Origin of the sequence: Psychrobacter sp. ENNN9_III, from assembly GCF_001462175.1 — a bacterium.
Lineage (GTDB): Bacteria > Pseudomonadota > Gammaproteobacteria > Pseudomonadales > Moraxellaceae > Psychrobacter.
In genome coordinates this window covers 1-18,713 of record NZ_LNUO01000053.1, presented here as the reverse complement: position 1 = coordinate 18,713, position 18,713 = coordinate 1, and the positions used below count along the sequence as shown (strand labels likewise).

The window sequence follows — 18,713 nt, the reverse complement described above, 5'->3', positions numbered from 1 at the left end:
TACATCTCTAAAACATTCAAACCTAACGCTTTAAACGGTTAGAGTTGGCGTTGGCTTATCAGCTGTTTTGATATTATATATAGCAATAATCAGCACGATCACGCCGCCTACCATTCCCGTCGTCAGTTCAGGATAAATCAGTAGTAACGCACCAATGGCCAATATGCCACGCGTGAGTGGACTCATAGCGCCTTTAAAATACCCTTCTAACGCGGCTCCTAAGGCAATAACCCCTGTGACCGAAGTCAACACAACAGTTACTATATCAAGGATAGGCGGTAGCGGAAAGTCTTTTGCTGTGACCGCTAGACCGGTAGGGTCTATCATCAACATCGTCGGACTATAGATGAACATAAACGGCACGATGAATCCGGCTAATGCTAACTTTAACGATAAGAAGCCTGTCTTCATTGGATCACCACCAGATATGCCAGCGCCAGCAAAGGCTGCCAGACACACAGGCGGTGTAATATTGGCAAAAATACCGAAATAGAATACGAACATATGGGCTGATAAAATCGGAATATCAAAACCTGCTAACGCGGGCGCTGCCATCGTTGCGGTAATGATATACGCAGGAATAGACGGTAAGCCCATTCCCAATACCATCGATGCTAGCATCGTCAAAATAAGGGTTAAGAATAATGACCCTGCTCCTAATGTCACGATGGATGAGGTCATCACCGTCCCAAAGCTGGTCAAGCTGACCACACCAATAATCACCCCGACGACCGCACAAGCAGCCATCACTGCTAGCGACTGGCGCGCACCATCTTCTAGTGCGCCTAAAATATCAGAGAATCCCATTCTGGTCTCTTTGCGTAACATACTAATGGCAACTGTGAAGCCAATGGTATAGGCCGCTGCATAGCCGACGGGTACGTTTTCAATCAATAAGTAAATCAAAAATACAATCGGTAGTAGCATATGGCCGCGTGCTTTTAGCACTTCTTTGACGGCTGGTAAGTTTTCTTTGGCGATACCTTTTAGGTCGCGGCGTCCAGCTCGAAAATGTACTTGAGCGATGACACCTAGATAGTAGAGCACCGCTGGCAATAATGCAGCCAAAGCAATCGTGCTATAGGGCAACCCTGTCGTCTCTGCCATAATGAAAGCACTGGCACCCATAATAGGTGGCAATATCTGCCCGCCAACTGACGCGCTGGCTTCTACTGCCCCTGCAAAGTCTTTATGATAACCGACCTTTTTCATTAGAGGGATAGTAAACGCTCCGGTGCTGACAACGTTCGATAACGCTGAGCCGTTGATACTACCCATAAAGCCACTTGAGATGACCGCAACCTTGGCAGGCCCGCCTTTTTTATCACCAGCCAATGCGAGTGCCAAATCATTAAACAGCTGACCCATACCTGAGCGCGCTAAAAACGCCCCAAATAAAATAAACAAGAAAATAAACGTCACCGACGCGCCAATCGCCACAGAATATAGACCTTCAGTCTTTAAAAACAACTGACCAAAGATATCGCCCATATCATAAGGGCGCGTGAGCAATCGATCAGGCATAAAATCTAAGTGACTGACAAATGGATAAGCCAAAAATATCGACGCTAATATAGGCAATATCCAACCGGTGATACGGCGACTGCCCTCTAACACACAGATGACAGTGATAATAGAAAATATCACATCGACCGGATTGGCCATACCGCCGCGCGAGGTCACGATGTCTTGGTACTCGTATATCAGATAAGCCATCCCTGATAAGGACAAAACAAACCAAATCCAGTCATACCAGGCGACGCGCTTACGGCTACTTTTTTTACTCGCAGGAAAGATAAGAAATATCAGGGCAAAGCCAACGCCGACGTGTACAGAGCGCTGCAGCAGCGCTGGCATTGGATTGAAGGTTATATACAAGTGAAAGATAGAATATAAAATGCAAATCCCAGCGATAAAATACTTAACTGGACCTTGAGTGATATGACGGGTGATTGACTCTCGATCATACTTTTCTAATATGGCTTGATTATGAGCTTGAACTTCGAGTTCGGCATCTACATTGGTATCAGCATCAGTATTGGAATGGATGGGCAGATCAGCATGATTGGCTGACATCGTTGTCACATTATCGTGATTCGTCACTTGAGAGCTCATGACAAAAATCCTTCTTTAATCTATCAATTAAATGATACGCCTTGGGCGTAATCGTTACTTCAGAATAATCTGGCGCCCACTCATGAATCAAAAGCCGATGGTCGGCATAATTTAGCTCACCCTTGGTCAATCTAGATACTACCCAATTAAGACTAGGCAGTTTTTCGTTGATTTGATAACCCAAATAGCCAGGTTTTTGTATGGGTGCCAGCGCTTCAGTCGACGGCGTACCTGCACCAAACGCTTCAAAATAAGTGGTGGTCAATAGCAGACCATCGTCTGTACGCTGATACTGCTCCTCCCACCACTGCTTTTCTACAGAATGTATCCAGCGCAGCTCAAAGTTGGGCTTAGTAAAATAGCAGGTGGTGCCATCGACTTGCACTTCGATAACGGACTGACGTGATAAGCTTGCCCATAGCACAAAAAAAACTAGCGCAACAACCAGTGCCGCGCTAGTTAATAGCCATAAACGTTTATTTGGCTGCTTGCTCGTCATAGTACTTTTTAGCGCCAGGATGGATTGGGGCTACCATGCCAGTACTGGCAGACTCCAAGCTGATGTCATTAGCCGCTTGGTGCGCTGTTTTTAGGCCGTCTAAGTTTTCAAACAAAGCTTTGGTGAGCTTATAGCCATCATCTTCAGATAAATCCGAACGTACTAATAAGGCATTCATAATCGCTGCAGTTGGAATGGCTGTATCGTTGCCATAAGTGCCTGCAGGAATCTCGAAAGTTTTAAAATAAGGTTTGGTCGCGATGATTTCATTAAGCTTGTCTTGATTGATGGTTATCAGCTGCAAGTCTAAGCCTTGCTCTAACTCCATCAATGACGAATTTGGTAGACCACTACTAAAGAATGCCGCTTCAATTTTACCCGCTTTCATGCCATCTGCTGCTTCAGCAAAGCCTAGGTAATCTACTTCGACATCATCATAAGTAATGCCAAATCCTTCTAATAACGTCCGAGCATTAACTTCAGTTCCAGAACCTTGATCACCTACCGCAATGCGCTTACCACGCAAATCTTCGATATTTTTGATGCCAGATTTCTGTGAAGCGACGATTTGAACTACGTTAGGATATAACACAGCAATCTGCTGAATGTTGGCTACTGGCTGATCAAAGTTATTTTTACCTTCGACCGCATCAGTAACGACATCACTAAGCGCCAATACCATATCGACCTTACCTTGGGTTAATAGATTAACGTTTTCAACTGAGGCGCCTGTGGTCTGCGTCTTTGAGTTAACCCCAAAAGTTTTGGCATAAACCTCAGACAATGCCGTCCCAATAATATTATAAGGGCCTGATGCGCCCCCTGTCGCTATAGTGACAAACTTAGTCTCAAGCTTATCATCAGCAGCTGGAGCAGTCGTTTCTGAATCGCCAGTGACCGCTGAATCATCAACGCTCGCCGTTTCATTTTCTGTATTTGAGCATGCAGTGAATGCCAAACTAGACGCAATCATTGCTATGATTAGAGACGTTTTACTGGTCAGTTTCATTGGTTTCTTCCTTGATGGTTAAGACTGTTTTTGGTTATCAGTTGATCTAATTACTTCATAACCTTGTAAGCATACCGCAACTCACTTCAAATACAAATATTATCTAACGACTTTTTCGTGTTATACCTATAAGCTGCTCATTAATAGTGATTTATTTTTTGAAAAAATATAACCTATGCTGACGACAATTATAATGACATGGAAACCAATGACGATGAGCACAGTAAGAGATAGACAAATCGCAAATGAAAAGCCTTTAAACAATAGCACTTCCACAACTATTCAGGATTCAGCTGATATCGCTATTATCGGCGGTAGTGGTCTATATCAAATGCAGGCTCTAACCAATAAGCGCAGCGTGAAAGTTGAGACACCTTATGGTGATCCATCCGATGATATTGTACTCGGTGAACTTGATGGCGTAACGGTCGCATTCTTAACGCGACATGGTAAAGGGCACAGATTAATCCCATCTGAGGTGCCTTATCGTGCCAATATCTATGCCTTAAAAACCTTAGGCGTGCGCTATATCATCTCAGTATCAGCGGTCGGCTCATTGCAAGAAACACTGAAACCTCTAGATATGGTCATCCCTGATCAAATGATTGATATGACTAAGCAGCGTGTTGGTACGTTTTTTGGTGATGGTGCGGTCGCCCATGTGTCAATGGCTGACCCTTTGTGCTCTGAAGTGGCAGATATCTTGATACAAGCTTATGAAAAAGCAAATATTGCCGATGGACAGTGCCACTCTAAAGTGACCTATGTATGTATTGAAGGGCCCCAGTTTTCTACTCGCGCAGAATCACACTGGTATCGACAGATGCAAGCGGACATCATCGGCATGACCAATATGCCAGAAGCGAAGCTGGCACGTGAAGCGAGTATCGCCTATGCCACGCTTGCGCTAGTGACCGACTTTGATAGCTGGCATCCTACTGAGGAAGCCGTTAGTGCCGATTATGCCATTCAAAACTTAATGAAAAATGCAGATAACGCGCAACAAGTGATTGAGCAAGCAGTTGCTCTACTTGCTAATGAGCAGCCCGAATCTATCGCTCATATAGCTCTAGAGCAAGCATTAGTCACGCCAGTAGACGCGATGAGTGATAAAACTAAGACTAAGCTCGGTGCATTATTGCCTTGACAGGAACCTTAAATTTTAAATAATAAAAAAGCCATCAAGTATCTGATGGCTTTAGCATTTTTAAATCGTCTAAAACTCAGAGTTATTCAGCTGATATTCATCAAGCCAGCCTATAGGCAAATGCTGCAAATCATCAGGCTCATCAATATCGTGTAATGGCTCTAATAATGCCAACGTCCAATCTAATGCTTTAATACGTTGTCGAGTCACTGCTGCTACGCTGGCAGTACTCCACTCGATATCCGAGAATAAATTAGCTCGAATTTGCTTAAATCCTAAGAGCACATAGCCGCCATCTGAGGCTGGAATCATGACCGTATCCGAATACTCTAATTGCTGCGCGGCATCTTGAATGCGTGTTTCGGTCAGACTAGGACAATCAGTACCAATTAATAAAACCTGTTCAAATTTACTTGAAGCTTGCTGACTGGCAATTAACATACGTAACCCTAACTCGCCATCGACTTGTGCTGACCAGTGCAATGACTTAGGCAGATTTAGCGTCTGCCAGCATGGATCGCTTGGCGCAGGACTGACACATAGCTCAACCGTAAACCCTGTCGCTAGCGCCTGACGGGTACTATGCAAAAGCAGTTTACGCGCTATACGAGCCGCGCCTGCCATCCCAAGCGCAGGTTGCAAGCGCGTTTTTGCCTTGCCCTCAGCAGGGAATTTGGCAAAGATAATGATACAAGTTGATGAATTTTGATTCATGATAAGGGTTTATTCTTTTATCGGTAATACCGCTGCCAAATATTATCAGCAGATACGCCGCGCCAATAATCAAAGCGTAGCTGCCACATCAGCAGTATCGTGCGCCAAGTGCCGTGCTGCTGCCAGCGCCGTGCTGAGGTGATGACTTGACTGGTTAGACAAGCAGGTTTGCCAATGGTTTTTAGACGTTTACTAATCTCAACATCTTCCATCAACGCTTGATTGGGATAGCCCCCAATTTGCTCAAACCAATCTCGTTTGACAAAAATAGCTTGGTCACCTGCCCCCAATTTGCTCAAACCAATCTCGTTTGACAAAAATAGCTTGGTCACCTGTGGCAATACCAGTCAACCGCGAACGCCAGTTAATCATTTTACTGACTAGCTTTAGCATACACTCAGAGCTATCTAGACGTACGTCAAAACGTCCCCATTCGGCTCTTATAACGACCGACATTATCTCGGTCATCGCATGGTTTGGTAACTGCGTATCTGCATGCAAAAATAACAGCACATCACCAGTAGCTAGTGTGGCACCCCTATTCATTTGCAGTGCACGACCAGCACTAGATGCTAGCACTTGCCAATCGATAGCTGACTGCTGAACCACTCTTAAATCTTTAATAAGATATTGAGCCAATGCAAAAGAGCCGTCTATCGAACCGCCATCGACCAATATCACTTGCTGCGGAGGTGGGGTTAGTCCAGTGAGGTGCGCAAACAAACGAGACAGGTTATCTGCCTCGTTCAGTATAGGAATGATGATAGAAATCGTGGGCATGCTATCTGGCTACTTATTATTTAGATTCCAATTATAGCTAGTATAGTCGATCTTAGTTTTACCCGCTTTTAAATCAGCGGTTTGTGATTTATTAAGTCCTAGTGACGAGCTATAACGCGCTAAAAAACCCTCTAAATCTTTGGTGCCACGCCAGTTCGATTCAAAGTCCTCTTTATACCACTTAAATATTGGTGAGACCTCAAGCGTGCTGCCCTTGAGACGGTTACGACTGCTATCGGCTAAGAATTTACTGGTGACTTGCTCTAATTGTTCATCGAGTTTGCTGCCCGTATAGGCGTCGTTTAATAATGCAGGACAACCAATGCTCGCACAATTCACCGCAAAATGTATACGCGGTTCGTTATAACGCCCAGAGCCGCGAATGAGGTTGTGTTCAATATCATCGAGCGACCGCTTTTTACCCAGTACGTTGACAAAGTCTTGTTTCCAAGGCGAGCCAAATATACCGCCAATATCTTTGATAGATTTTAGATTAGGATATTTCGTTAGCACCAACTCTAAGGTGCCCGCATTATAGACATTGATCAAAAACGCCAACTGCTCATCTTTGCTCCAGCGATTAAATTTGGATTGACTGATCTCACCCGTTGCTGCCAAATAGCCATCAAGCTTGCTTTGGTCGGCTTTCATGCCTGCGTAGTTAACGCTCGATGCTTTGCCGCCATTGGTCATTGTTACGTTTTTACTTAATAAGCTATCCCAAGCGCTATGATTAAAATCAGCATAGGCGGCGCTTGAGAGCATCAGGCTAGCGGCAATAAGTGCTTTGGTCGTCGATGGAATAGATAAGTGTGTTTTGTTAATAAGCATAAGGAAAGCTCCGTTGGTATTAAAAACAGCTGATATAGTTAATTCAATATAAAAACGATACAGTGAGATGAAAATTTGTTTTTCACAGCAACTGTCTGCGTAGGCACAGCACGCAAGAAAAACAACGTTTCATTGAGCGACTTGATAGCTACGTATCTGATTTATTTGGATTCGACTATAGTGATATTAGTTTTAAAGCAGTACTTTTAAAACAGTACCTAGAAGCGCTAAACCATCTTTGATTTTTCTTCTTCTAAAGCGCCACCGCAGCTACTGCCCTGTCCTGCCGTGCAGCCATAGCAATGGTCAGCGATAGCGATATCATCGCCCTCAGGATTTTGCGTGAGCAGATCGCGTAGATGCCTGCGCGCCTTGTTCGGTACTGGCATCTGTAGCTGCTGATTAAAATCACAATCAAACAACTCACCCAGCCAATTAACACTAATGGTCGAGCGGCACATGACCTCTTTAAGATTGTGCGCATCGTAGTTGTCTTTGAGCAACGTCATATAAGGATAAAACTCGTTTTTGGCAAGCAGGATTGCCCCAAAGCGCTGAATGGGCATGTTAGTCAGAGCAAATAGCTGATTAAACTCAATATCGAAGTGTTCTTTGAGCTCGCGTTTATAGTCCGCCTCTAGCATCTGCTGATTGGGCGGTAGGGTCGCACCCTGCGGGTTATAGACCAAGTTTAGTACTAGGTCTGAATCTGCGCGTCCATAACCCAGATCGTTAAGCTTATGCAGACCTAAAATACTGTCGTCAAACGCGCCTTTGCCGCGCTGTCTATCGACGTTTTCAAGCGAATAACACGGCAGTGAGGCGACCACTTCGACCTCGTTATCTGCCAAAAACTGCGCCATATCCTCATAGCCCGCTTCCATCAAGATCGTCAAATTACAGCGATCTATAACTTTAACGCCAAGCTTACGAGCTTCTTTTACCAAGTATTTAAAATCCTCGTGCATCTCAGGCGCGCCGCCCGTAAGATCGAGGGTATCGATATCTTGCGCGTGTAGTACCTCGATGATCAGCTCAACCAACTCACGTGACATCATCTCGGTACGGTACGGACTGGCGGCCACATGACAGTGCACACACGACATATTGCACAAATAGCCCATATTGACTTGTAGGGTCGTAAGCTTACGCCGTTTGATAGCAGGAAAATCTGTGGCTTCAAGCAGCTCAATGGTAGATTTCATAACGATATGGCATCCAATAAGGTGGCTTTTTGTGATCAAAACTCTGATTTCGCCTTGATGCAGGCGCGTGCATTGTCCACATCATATGCTTATCACCCAGCAAGCAAAATAAAGAAGACCTCATAAATCATACCTTATTTTTTCTTAAGTATTATCATTAATATTAAACATTTAGCTGGTTATTCCATATCAGCACTAATGCGTACTTTAGGCGCTACAGGCTCCCAAAGGATAGAAAAACAACAAATCGCCAAAGGTTATTGACCGCATTTGGCATTATAGTTAGATTGGTTCTATCGGCATCTTTTGGCAAATCGCACGGTACGTTTATCATTCATAGGAAAAAACAATGAGCACACATCTATTTATAAGACCGGCCTTACTTAGTATTGGACTGATAGGTATGATTGGCTGTGCAGCCACCCCAGCAGCAGTCAATTCAAGCAGTAATTCAGCGGCGACCCAGCCTGCCGCACAAGCAGCGACTAATGAAGCAACCATTTATTACAACGGCAATATCATTACGATGGAGGGCGACAAGCCGCAACTGGCGCAAGTATTGGTCACCCAAAACGGTAAGATTGCTTATGTTGGCAGCTTAAAAGAAGCGCAAAACAATTATAAAAACGCCGCGACCGTCGATTTGCAGCATCAGACGCTATTGCCAGGATTTATCGATCCACACAGCCATTTTGGCTTGGTGTCCAACACTATGGGACAAGTGGATCTAAGCGCACCACCGATCGGCAAGATCGACAGTATCGACAAAATGCTGCAAGCGTTGAAGGCTTATAAAAAAGACAATAACATTGCTGATGGCGAGTGGATATTTGGCTGGGGCTATGATGAGACGCAGCTTGCCGAGGATCGCCATCCGACCAAAGAAGAGATTGATAGCGTTTTGCCAAACAATCCGGTGTATTTGCAGCATACCAGCGGTCATATGGGCGTTGCCAACTCCAGTGCGCTGGCTGCTATGGACATCACTGCCGATAGCCAATCACCTGAAGGTGGCAATATCGCGCGGATCGATGGCTCAAACGAGCCAAATGGTCTGCTACAAGAGACGGCGATGTATCCGCTTATGTATCAATTGCTCAAGACGCTTGAGCCCAAGCAAGCGCAGTTTTTTGATCAAACCCAAGACTACTACGCCAAGTACGGCGTGACCACGGCGCAAGACGGCTCTACTACCCGCGATGCTATTCAGTTTTTTCAAAAACAAGCCGATGACGGCAAGCTTAAAATCGACTTGGTCTCCTTGGCAGGGGTTAGTGATTTGGACGAAAACTTGGCCGATAAAGACTTTAAATGGCAAACCTATCAAGACGGCTTTAAGGTGCAAGGCACCAAAATCATCGCCGACGGCTCCCCGCAAGGCAAGACCGCTTATTTTACTCAGCCTTATCTGACGCCTGTACCAGACTGCAAGAGCGACTGCCGCGGCTTGCCTAGTATCAGCCAAGAGAAGATGAATGAGATGTTTGTCAAAGCCTATAAAAATGACAATCAGTTATTTATTCATAATAATGGCGACGCGGCTACTGATATGATCCTCAAAGCGCACGAGTATGCGGTCAAACAAACGGGGCAAGCCGCTGATAAAGACCGCCGTATCGTGCCGATTCATACGCAGTTTGCGCGGCCAGACCAGCTAGCGGCGTTTAAAAAGTACAATATGGTGCCGTCATTTTTTACCAACCACGCTTACTTTTGGGGCGATGTCCACATTAAAAACTTGGGCGAAAAACTTGCCAACTCTCTAAGTCCTCTTGCCACAGTCGATAAAATGGGCATCCCTTATACCAATCACTCTGACGACACTGTCACGCCAGTCGACCCGCTGTTTTCTGTTTGGACAGCGGTCAATCGCACCTCACGCACAGGCAAAATCATCGGTGCTGATGAACGTGTCACGCCCTATCAAGCTCTAAAAGCCATCACCAGTAATGCAGCGTATCAGTATTTTGAAGAAGACACCAAAGGCACACTAGCCCTTGGTAAATTCGCGGATTTGGTAATTTTAGACGGTAACCCTTTGACAGTTCCGGCAAATGAGATTCGCAATATTCATGTGGTAAAAACCATCAAAGAAGGCAACACTATTTATCAGCGTCCAGTACAATAGCGGATAACAGCCATATCACCAACCTAAAAGATAAGACAACTTATATCGCGCTGTGTACAATCTGTATTACAAAATAACGCGCCCAGCATTTGACCGACTTACAGGAACTTTTTATGAGTAGCAACACTGATAGCAGTAATGAGCATATTTTATCTTCCGATAATATTCACTATTTGCATCATACATTTTTTGAGCCAAAAGACAGCGATGTCAAGGCGACCTTGCTCATCGTACACGGCATGGCAGAGCATAGCGGTCGCTATAGCGATTTTGCACAGTTTTTAGCCGATCATGGTATCGCGGTCGCTACTTATGATCAGCTCGGTCATGGACGCACGATTAAATCATCAGATGAGTTAGGGTTTTTTGGTAATGAGCATCCAGCACAGTCGTTATTAAAAGATGTCATCGTTATGGCGAATACGTTAAAAGATCGCCACCCTGACGTACCGCATTTTATTATGGGTCATTCTATGGGCTCATTTATTGTGCGTGTCGTGCTCAAGCACCATGCGCAAGACTTTACGGGTGCCATTCTTATGGGGACTGCTGATGCTAACCCATTAGTAAAAGTACTGCTCCCGTTAAATGCTATTCTTGCCAAAACAGCCCCCAAAAAACCAAACACTGTATTTGCTGAAATCATGAATAAGGTGCTTAATGCTAAGCTTAATGAACGCCTCTCTCCTTCTTCCTTTGCTTGGTTAAGTGAAAATACCGATAACATCGCAGCATATGAAGCTGATCCACTAACTGGCTTTGATTTCACCAACAATGGCTTTATGACCCTATTCACATTGATGAAAGCTGGACTACACAAACGCTGGGCGTCTACCATCAATAAGCGCTTTCCGATGTTATTTGTCAGTGGTGAGAACGACCCCATTGGTAATATGGGGCGAGGTATTCGCAACATCACCAAAAATTTACAGAAGCAAGGCTTTAGCAATACCGATGCTCGTTTATACCCCAACATGCGTCATGAGCCGTTACATGAGCAAGATCATAGTGTGGTCTATCATGATATTTTAAACTGGATACGGCATTTAAGTGCGTAATGGATGCTGACTTGGTTTGCTAAAACCCGCTAAATTAGCGACAATACGGCAAGTATGTTTTTTGTCTAAGTTAACGTCCTTATTTCTGACAAGATTTCCCTTTTACTAATTTTAGGAACCCTTTATGTCTCTACAACAAACCATCGAACAAGCCTTTGAAAATCGTAACGAATACAGCCCAAGTACAATGCCACAAGACGTACGCACCGCCATCGAGCAAGTGCTAGAGCAACTTGATAACGGTAGCCTACGCGTCGCTGAAAAAAAGGATGGTGAATGGATCGTCAATCAATGGGCCAAAAAAGCAGTCTTACTATCGTTCCGTCTAAACGACAACTACGCGATGCCGGCAGGCGAGCATGTGCAGTTCTATGACAAAGTACCGACTAAGTTTGCTGACTGGACCGAAGCGCAATTTAAAGAAGCTGGCGTACGTGTTGTACCACCAGCGGTTGCTCGTAAAGGCTCTTACATCGCAGCAGGTGCAGTATTAATGCCATCGTACGTTAATATTGGTGCTTATGTCGATCAAGGTGCGATGGTAGATACATGGGCGACGGTTGGCTCGTGTGCCCAAATCGGTAAAAACGTGCATCTATCAGGTGGCGTGGGTATCGGCGGCGTACTAGAGCCACTACAAGCCAACCCTACTATCATTGAAGACAATTGCTTCATCGGTGCGCGCTCTGAGATCGTTGAAGGCGTCATCGTCGAAGAAGGCGCAGTCATCTCTATGGGTGTTTATATCGGTCAGTCTACGCGTATTTATGACCGCGAAACAGGTGAGATTCATCGTGGCCGCGTACCAGCAGGCTCAGTTGTCGTACCAGGCAGCCTGCCATCAGAAGATGGCACACATAGCTTATATGCTGCTATTATTGTCAAAAAAGTGGATGCACAAACGCGTGCTAAAACTTCAGTGAACGAGCTGTTACGCTTAGCATAAGCGCTTTTATAAGAGCTTATAATCGTATATAGCTAAAACGAACATTGAGATGCTGGAGATAAGCTTCAGCATCTTTTTTTGCAGCTTAATAAGCTATCTTACGTTATAATTCGACATTGCATTGATTGTCCTATCTAATAAGCAATACCTAAATTATACACATCTCTTGTCAAGTCCTTAAGCTTGCCAGCTATTGTGTGTCTTATTTTTATATTGTCTGATAACCATGCGGTAACAGCCTTTTTGATTTAGCCTGTTTCTTATTTTTAGTTTGTGTATTTAAGACACTTAGCCACGGTATCGACACCTTATTCTGTTTGTAAATACTATGAATGAGCCTTCTCTAAGAAACACCTATATTCCCGTCACAGACCCGACCGCGGGCCTGCGTTTGACTGAAATCTTTTATTCTCTGCAAGGTGAAGCCGTCACCTCAGGCTTGCCGACGATATTTGTACGCCTGACCGGCTGTCCGCTACGCTGCGTCTATTGTGACACTGAATATGCTTTTAGTGGCGGTGAGCGTCAAACGCTTGATACCATTATAACCACGATTAAAAGTTATCCTTGCAAACGCATTTGCCTCACTGGTGGCGAGCCTTTAGCACAGCCGAATGCCATTGAGCTGATTAAACGCTTATTAGCTGACGACTATGAAATCTCTCTTGAAACAGCAGGTGCGCTCACGGTAGAAAACGTACCGCTAGCGGTCAGCAAAGTCATGGATCTTAAAACGCCAAGCTCAGGTGAAGTTGATAAAAACCTATGGTCAAATCTTGACCATTTAACCGAGCATGATCAGATTAAATTTGTCATTATGAACCGCACCGATTACGATTGGGCGAAGGCAAAACTGTTTGAGCATCAGCTTGATAAATTGGTTGGTACCGTTTGGTTTTCACCCATGTTTAATGTAGCAGATGATATTGACGAAGCGTTTAGCCCTGATGTACCAGTACTTGCTCGCGAGTTGGCAGAATGGATGCTCGCTGATGCATTACCTGTGCGCTTTCAATTGCAGTTACATAAGATCATTTGGGCGGATGCCAAAGGTAAATAACTTATAATTAAAGCCTGTTAACCGATTTGTCTTAGTAAGACCGTAGTAATCAACTTTCACACTTAAAAGTATATAACAGCCAACTGTAAGGACACAGGGATGGTCAGATTGATTTTGTTAGGCCTACTGGCTGGGGCATTTTTTAGCTCGACGTTTATTTTAAATGAGCTGATGAGTGCAGCTGGTGGACATTGGTTTTGGTCAGCAAGTCTGCGCTATGTATTTATGCTGCTATTGCTAACAGTAATGATTGCGATTCAGCACGGCATGGGACGCATCAGCGCGCTGTGGTCAGTTTTTCGACAGCATTGGGTATTTTGGTGTATTACTGGCAGTATTGGCTTTGGTGTGTTTTATACAGGCATCTGTTATGCAGGTGACCATGCCAGTGGTTGGGTAGTGGCCGCAACCTTTATGTTTACGGTGGTATCTAGCCTGTTGGTGTTACTGGCATTCGGTCAGCGCTTTGATAAAAAATTTGTCGTCTATGCGCTGGTGGTATTTGCAGGCGTGGTGTTGGTTAATATCAGCGAAGGTCTACATGCCCCCAGTGATGCCACTACCTTCCCGTTGACACAAATGCTGCTGTACGGTGCGCTCCCAGCATTAATTGCCGCGTTTAGCTACCCCATTGGCAATCAGTTGGTCTGGCAGGCTTCTTATAATGCTAAGCAACACAAGACCAAGACTCAAGCTAGCCTGCAGCCATCACAACCTATGCGTGCTGAGACTGCGCTATTGGCCAGTGCTCATGATGGTTCTAGTGAGCATAGCATCAGTCATAACCCTACAAAAACTTCTAAGCTACAAACCTTGATCGGATCTATTCCTATTATCGAGACAGACCTGTTACAGAATGCATTTAATAAAGTATGGTTAATGACTGTGGGTAGTTTGCCATTTTGGTTGGTATTAGGCATTATAGTGCGTCCTGAGTTACCGGGTGGCGCGCAGGTGTTTAATACCCTACTGGTTGCGCTATTATCAGGCGTAGCGGCGACCAGTCTTTTTTTGTATGCGCGCGAACAAGCAGTCACGTCAAGTGAGGTGGCGGGCGTTGACTCAACCCAAGCCAGTGAGATTATTTTTGCTCTGATCGGTGGTATGATCTTGCTAGGCAATCCACTGCCATCAGCCATGGGCTTATTTGGTATTGTGCTGATTATCGTAGGTTTGATACTGTTTGCTAAAGATGGCTAAACGACGATCTAATATGAGGCGGATTTCGTTCAAATCATATATAAAACAACAGCTCAAAAAACATCCAACCATTTTAATGTTTATGATTTGGTAATATAACCATGACCAATGATTTGATTTTTCCAGATATTTTATTATATTTACTTGATATGGTTGGCGTGATTGCTTGTGCTGTCGCTGGTACGTTGCTGGCTCAGCATAAGGGCTTTGATATTGCTGGCTGTATCTTGGTATCGATGGTCAATGCGATTGGCGGTGGCACGCTACGTGATATAGCGTTAGATCGTCATCCTCTATTCTGGATGACTGACCTCAATTATGTCATAGTCATTACTGCGACCTCTTTAATTCTACAAATCTTCTTTCATTTGTATCACAAGATCGATAATGCGCTCAAACTCTTCGATGCTATTGGTTTGGCCGCATTTAGCGTCATTGGTTTTAAGGTTGCATTAAACCAAGACGTGTCTCCGATGATTGCCATTATGATGGGTGTTTGGACAGCGATTATTGGCGGTATGCTACGTGATATTATTTGTAATGAGATACCGCTGGTATTACAGCGTGAGATTTATATCTCTGCCAGTATCGCCGGATCAGTGACTTATTTACTACTTGAGCGCCTAGGTGTAGATGCAGGACTCAATGAATTTATCATGCTTGGTGTTATCTTTGCAGTACGGATGCTAGCGCTGCGCTTTGATTGGCATCTGCCTTCTATTCGTTTGGTTGATTAGAATGAATTTTAGTGAGATTTTCTCATGTTAACGATAGCATTGGACCCTACGGAACTGATTACCACTTTTGACCCACGCTCTTTGATATATCTGTTTGATATGATCGGCATTATTGCTTGTAGTATTTCTGGTACGATACTGGCCAAACATAAAAACTTCGATGTATTTGGCTGTTTACTGGTATCGATAGTGACGGCAATTGGCGGTGGTACGGTACGTGATGTGATTTTGGATCGTCATCCGTTATTTTGGATGGTGGACATGAGTTACCTTACGGTTATCACTATCTCTTCATTAGCGATGCAGATATTTTTCCATCCCAATTCAAAACGGGTCGATAAGTTTTTAAAACTCTCTGATACGATTGGTTTATCAGCGTTTACTTTAATCGGTATCAAGGTTGCCGATAGTATGGGAACCAATGTCCCCGTGGCGTTGTTACTGGGCGTCATCACAATCATTGTCGGCGGTATCATTCGCGATATGATCTGTAATGAGATTCCGTTAGTACTTCAGCAAGAGATTTATATTACCGCCGCCTTAACGGGCGGTATTCTCTACTTTGCGTTGCAGAATCTAGGCGTGGCTGATTGGGTTGCTGATATCTCTGCTATGACAACTATCTTTACCCTGAGGATGCTTGCCATTCGCTATGACTGGCAGTTTCCGACCCTCGAATGGAAGTATTAAAGGTATGCAATGACAAGCTTGTTCAATACCCTAGCCTGCTTCTACCGTCTCTTTTACAAGCGCTAAATCTCTCACCATAAGCTGCAAGCTTTGTTTGCCATTCCATTCATTAATATCTAGCTGAAATAACAAATGCACTTTTTCGGCGCGATAGTCCCAAGCGCTGCTATCAAAGTTAAAATAAATCGCCTCAATCGGATATTGCACTTCAGGATAGCGCAACGACAGTTTAAGGTGCTTGTCTTTTAAGATTTTGAAGCTTAACACCTCAAACACCCCATCAAATATCGGCGGTGCAAAGCCATGACCCCAAATACTGGCATTGGCTAAATGCTCTGCGAACCATAAGCTAAAATCACCTGCTTGCAGTGACCCATCGGTGAATTTTTGCTCGGCGAATACTTCGTCATCCATCTCTGCCATGACTTCATTGAACGCTGTCAAAAACGCCTCAAAGTTGCTACGTTTAATAGTCAAACCTGCTGCCATCGCATGACCACCAAAATGACTGATTAAATCAGGATAGCGCTCGGCTACTTGCTCAATCGCATCACGGATATGCACGCCAGCAATAGATCGCGCTGAGCCTTTGATGGCATCATCATCTCCAGTACGCTCTGTATCCGCTGGTGCAAAGACGATACTGGGCAAATAATGACTTTCTTTTAAACGTCCGGCGACGATACCGATGACGCCTTGATGCCAATCATCCTGATATAAAATAATGCTACGATTGCCAGTGCTACTAGCCGTGTCCGCTAGCGTCTTTACGATATTATCTGCCTGCGCGCGCATCTCGCCTTCTACCTGACGACGCGTACGATTTAGCTGTTCAAGCTCTTGCGCTAGGCGCTGTGCAGTACCCCAGTCTTCTGTTAATAAGCATTCGATACCGATGCGCATATTGTCCATACGCCCCGCAGCATTAATACGCGGACCTAAAACAAAACCGAAGTCTTGTGCATGTAATTGTTTAGGGTCACGACCCGCTTGCTCAAGCAGGGCTAAGATACCCATACAGCAGCGCCCTTGACGAATGGCATTTAGCCCATGATGCACTAAGATACGATTGTTTTTATCGAGCACGCCAACGTCTGCAATCGTACCAAGCGCCACCAAGTCTAAATATTGACTGACTTGTACAGTGGACTTACCAGCTGTACGGCGCAGTTTTGCAAGTCGTCCAAGTACATAAAACGCCACGCCGACCCCTACCAATGCTTTGCTGCCAAAATCACAATCGAGCTGATTGGGATTGACCACCGCTTCAGCTGGTGGGGTTGCTTTGGTCGTCAGGTGATGGTCGGTGATGATCACAGTGATGCCATCAGCCTGTGCACGGGCAACACCTTCATGACTTGATATGCCATTGTCAACAGTAACTATCATATCGGGCTGATAAGTCTCAATCCCCAGCTCGACAATCTCAGGTGTCAGACCATAACCATATTTGAAGCGATCAGGTACCAAGAAATCAACGACCGCGCCCATCTTGGTAAGCGCACGCATCATCAGCGCAGTACTGGTCGCGCCATCACAGTCAAAGTCGCCAACGATAAGAATACGCTGACCCTCATCGATGGCGATATCTAATAAACGCACCGCATCAATGACGCCGTGCAGCTGCTCAGCAGGCAATAGACCAGACAACCCATTCTCAAGTTCATCAGGCGCAGTAATACCGCGACCTGCATACAAGCGAGCAAGCGTAAGTGATTGAGCAGCAAGGGGTTGTAACGCAGTGGGCAGCTCGTCGATGCGAGTGCTGGTGTTACGGGGGGTTAAATTTAGCATAACCGTATTCTACTGACTTTGATAAAGGGTCACAACGGTAATTTATAACGACTGAGTACATAATAGATAAAATGTAGTAATCCATACTCTCTATATTTGCTCATGTCTTGCAATATCTTTTGAACCAGCTTTTTATTCGAAAATCTATATTTTTACAAAAACTGTGCATAGTGGCTGTATTTTTCTGCATTTTGATACAAAGCAATGATTGTAAGCCGCTTATAAATCCATAAAATGGTAACCATCTGAGATATTTGTTATCTGTTAAACTTTTCATTTTTATAAGGAAGCTTTATGAAAACCACTCCAGCAGCTGAAAAACTACCAAATACTATCGATCCAAACTTAGACTTAGAACAAGTCAAAAAAGAATGTAAAAAATTAGTCAAAAAGCGCGCCAAATATTCTGCTGGTGTAGCGGTCGTGCCTGTGCCTTTTTTTGATGTTGCAGTTGATGCTGGTATGCTTACCCAGTTGTTACCTGAGATTAGCGAACGCTTTGGTCTGATTGAAGGACGTGAGTCAGCGGTAGATTTAGATTCACGGGCAATTCATTGGAGCGCTTTAAAAGATCGTACTGTTGATTTTGCAGGTCTTATGGCAACGCGCGGTATTGTCAAAAAGACCGTACAAGGCTTTGGTGGTCGTATTGCGGCTAAACAGGTCACTAAGTTCATTCCACTGGGCGGTCAGATGGTAGCAGCTACGATGGGCTACATGATTTTTAAAAAGATTGCGACTGACCATATCAACGAATGCTACAAGCTAGCAAAAAACATTCAGAATAAACAACACGGTAA

At 44.5% G+C, this 18,713-nt stretch carries 18 protein-coding genes; 9 read left to right on the top strand and 9 right to left on the bottom strand.

Going from position 1 to position 18,713, the window contains the following annotated elements; genetic code table 11:
- Positions 1-30 precede the first annotated feature (30 nt).
- From PENNN9_RS04070 to PENNN9_RS04060, 3 genes are read right to left on the bottom strand one after another with little or no spacing between them, the layout of a single operon-like run.
- Positions 31-2,115 carry a TRAP transporter permease gene (locus tag PENNN9_RS04070; RefSeq protein ID WP_197409067.1) on the bottom strand — a complete coding sequence of 695 codons (2,085 nt, stop codon included), beginning with the start codon at positions 2,113-2,115 and terminating at the stop codon, positions 31-33.
- The gene (locus PENNN9_RS04065; RefSeq protein WP_058368458.1) at positions 2,087-2,614 is read right to left on the bottom strand and encodes a DUF1850 domain-containing protein; all 528 of its coding nucleotides are present in this window, start codon (positions 2,612-2,614) and stop codon (positions 2,087-2,089) included. The genes PENNN9_RS04070 and PENNN9_RS04065 overlap by 29 nt, the downstream gene beginning before the upstream one ends.
- Positions 2,592-3,623, bottom strand: coding sequence for a TAXI family TRAP transporter solute-binding subunit (locus PENNN9_RS04060; RefSeq protein WP_058368457.1), 1,032 nt, complete (start codon positions 3,621-3,623; stop codon positions 2,592-2,594). Before PENNN9_RS04060 ends, PENNN9_RS04065 begins: the two co-directional genes overlap by 23 nt.
- Before the next feature lie 214 nt (positions 3,624-3,837).
- On the opposite strand from PENNN9_RS04060, the gene mtnP reads away from it, so the two are divergent.
- Positions 3,838-4,770 (top strand): S-methyl-5'-thioadenosine phosphorylase, encoded by a 933-nt coding sequence (gene mtnP, locus PENNN9_RS04055; protein ID WP_075102991.1) that lies wholly within the window; start codon positions 3,838-3,840, stop codon positions 4,768-4,770.
- 69 nt (positions 4,771-4,839) lie between these two features.
- On the opposite strand, the gene PENNN9_RS04050 is transcribed toward mtnP, so the two are convergent.
- From PENNN9_RS04050 to arsS, 5 genes are all read right to left on the bottom strand, one after another.
- Positions 4,840-5,484, bottom strand: a complete 645-nt coding sequence (locus PENNN9_RS04050) for a TIGR04282 family arsenosugar biosynthesis glycosyltransferase (RefSeq protein WP_058368456.1) — start codon at positions 5,482-5,484, stop codon at positions 4,840-4,842.
- Between the two features lie 17 nt (positions 5,485-5,501).
- Complete coding sequence (locus PENNN9_RS13275; protein ID WP_264752896.1) at positions 5,502-5,783, bottom strand: hypothetical protein; 282 nt, start codon at positions 5,781-5,783, stop codon at positions 5,502-5,504.
- Positions 5,761-6,264, bottom strand: coding sequence for a TIGR04283 family arsenosugar biosynthesis glycosyltransferase (locus PENNN9_RS04045; protein ID WP_264752895.1), 504 nt, complete (start codon positions 6,262-6,264; stop codon positions 5,761-5,763). Before PENNN9_RS04045 ends, PENNN9_RS13275 begins: the two co-directional genes overlap by 23 nt.
- Positions 6,265-6,273: 9 nt before the next feature.
- Positions 6,274-7,095 (bottom strand): DUF547 domain-containing protein, encoded by an 822-nt coding sequence (locus tag PENNN9_RS04040; RefSeq protein WP_058368455.1) that lies wholly within the window; start codon positions 7,093-7,095, stop codon positions 6,274-6,276.
- Positions 7,096-7,322: 227 nt separating this feature from the next.
- Positions 7,323-8,300, bottom strand: a complete 978-nt coding sequence (gene arsS / locus PENNN9_RS04035; protein ID WP_058368454.1) for an arsenosugar biosynthesis radical SAM (seleno)protein ArsS — start codon at positions 8,298-8,300, stop codon at positions 7,323-7,325.
- A gap of 349 nt (positions 8,301-8,649) precedes the next feature.
- Between arsS and PENNN9_RS04030 the strand changes: the two genes are divergently transcribed.
- From PENNN9_RS04030 to PENNN9_RS04000, 7 genes are all read left to right on the top strand, one after another.
- On the top strand, positions 8,650-10,428 hold the full coding sequence (locus PENNN9_RS04030) for an amidohydrolase (protein ID WP_058368453.1): 1,779 nt from the start codon (positions 8,650-8,652) through the stop codon (positions 10,426-10,428).
- Positions 10,429-10,541: 113 nt separating this feature from the next.
- Entirely contained in the window at positions 10,542-11,486 is a 945-nt protein-coding gene (locus tag PENNN9_RS04025; RefSeq protein ID WP_058368452.1) for an alpha/beta fold hydrolase, read from the top strand.
- Between the two features lie 124 nt (positions 11,487-11,610).
- Complete coding sequence (gene dapD / locus PENNN9_RS04020) at positions 11,611-12,432, top strand: 2,3,4,5-tetrahydropyridine-2,6-dicarboxylate N-succinyltransferase (RefSeq protein WP_058368451.1); 822 nt, start codon at positions 11,611-11,613, stop codon at positions 12,430-12,432.
- A 328-nt stretch (positions 12,433-12,760) separates the two neighbouring features.
- Complete coding sequence (gene queE, locus PENNN9_RS04015) at positions 12,761-13,492, top strand: 7-carboxy-7-deazaguanine synthase QueE (RefSeq protein WP_058368450.1); 732 nt, start codon at positions 12,761-12,763, stop codon at positions 13,490-13,492.
- A 99-nt stretch (positions 13,493-13,591) separates the two neighbouring features.
- A complete protein-coding gene (locus tag PENNN9_RS04010; protein WP_058368449.1) occupies positions 13,592-14,692 on the top strand; it encodes a multidrug resistance efflux transporter family protein in 1,101 nt (366 codons plus the stop codon).
- A gap of 101 nt (positions 14,693-14,793) precedes the next feature.
- On the top strand, positions 14,794-15,429 hold the full coding sequence (locus PENNN9_RS04005; RefSeq protein WP_058368448.1) for a trimeric intracellular cation channel family protein: 636 nt from the start codon (positions 14,794-14,796) through the stop codon (positions 15,427-15,429).
- Between the two features lie 24 nt (positions 15,430-15,453).
- On the top strand, positions 15,454-16,119 hold the full coding sequence (locus PENNN9_RS04000) for a trimeric intracellular cation channel family protein (RefSeq protein ID WP_058368447.1): 666 nt from the start codon (positions 15,454-15,456) through the stop codon (positions 16,117-16,119).
- A 30-nt stretch (positions 16,120-16,149) separates the two neighbouring features.
- On the opposite strand, the gene recJ is transcribed toward PENNN9_RS04000, so the two are convergent.
- Positions 16,150-17,913 (bottom strand): single-stranded-DNA-specific exonuclease RecJ, encoded by a 1,764-nt coding sequence (gene recJ, locus PENNN9_RS03995; protein ID WP_058368446.1) that lies wholly within the window; start codon positions 17,911-17,913, stop codon positions 16,150-16,152.
- Positions 17,914-18,207: 294 nt separating this feature from the next.
- Here recJ and PENNN9_RS03990 point away from each other — a divergent pair.
- The coding region (locus tag PENNN9_RS03990) for a DUF697 domain-containing protein (RefSeq protein ID WP_058368445.1) at positions 18,208-18,713 on the top strand (506 nt) is incomplete at its 3' end.

What these genes read in the sequence shown, in the direction of transcription:
- dapD (WP_058368451.1), top strand. Translation starts at nt 11,611, where the DNA reads ATGTCTCTACAACAAACCATCGAACAAGCCTTTGAAAATCGTAACGAA.
- arsS (WP_058368454.1), bottom strand. Translation starts at nt 8,300, where the DNA reads ATGAAATCTACCATTGAGCTGCTTGAAGCCACAGATTTTCCTGCTATC.
- PENNN9_RS04040 (WP_058368455.1), bottom strand. Translation starts at nt 7,095, where the DNA reads ATGCTTATTAACAAAACACACTTATCTATTCCATCGACGACCAAAGCA.
- PENNN9_RS04030 (WP_058368453.1), top strand. Translation starts at nt 8,650, where the DNA reads ATGAGCACACATCTATTTATAAGACCGGCCTTACTTAGTATTGGACTG.
- mtnP (WP_075102991.1), top strand. Translation starts at nt 3,838, where the DNA reads ATGAGCACAGTAAGAGATAGACAAATCGCAAATGAAAAGCCTTTAAAC.
- PENNN9_RS04060 (WP_058368457.1), bottom strand. Translation starts at nt 3,623, where the DNA reads ATGAAACTGACCAGTAAAACGTCTCTAATCATAGCAATGATTGCGTCT.
- PENNN9_RS04000 (WP_058368447.1), top strand. Translation starts at nt 15,454, where the DNA reads ATGTTAACGATAGCATTGGACCCTACGGAACTGATTACCACTTTTGAC.
- recJ (WP_058368446.1), bottom strand. Translation starts at nt 17,913, where the DNA reads ATGCTAAATTTAACCCCCCGTAACACCAGCACTCGCATCGACGAGCTG.
- PENNN9_RS04005 (WP_058368448.1), top strand. Translation starts at nt 14,794, where the DNA reads ATGACCAATGATTTGATTTTTCCAGATATTTTATTATATTTACTTGAT.
- PENNN9_RS04050 (WP_058368456.1), bottom strand. Translation starts at nt 5,484, where the DNA reads ATGAATCAAAATTCATCAACTTGTATCATTATCTTTGCCAAATTCCCT.
- PENNN9_RS04045 (WP_264752895.1), bottom strand. Translation starts at nt 6,264, where the DNA reads ATGCCCACGATTTCTATCATCATTCCTATACTGAACGAGGCAGATAAC.
- PENNN9_RS04010 (WP_058368449.1), top strand. Translation starts at nt 13,592, where the DNA reads ATGGTCAGATTGATTTTGTTAGGCCTACTGGCTGGGGCATTTTTTAGC.
- PENNN9_RS04025 (WP_058368452.1), top strand. Translation starts at nt 10,542, where the DNA reads ATGAGTAGCAACACTGATAGCAGTAATGAGCATATTTTATCTTCCGAT.
- PENNN9_RS04070 (WP_197409067.1), bottom strand. Translation starts at nt 2,115, where the DNA reads ATGAGCTCTCAAGTGACGAATCACGATAATGTGACAACGATGTCAGCC.
- queE (WP_058368450.1), top strand. Translation starts at nt 12,761, where the DNA reads ATGAATGAGCCTTCTCTAAGAAACACCTATATTCCCGTCACAGACCCG.
- PENNN9_RS04065 (WP_058368458.1), bottom strand. Translation starts at nt 2,614, where the DNA reads ATGACGAGCAAGCAGCCAAATAAACGTTTATGGCTATTAACTAGCGCG.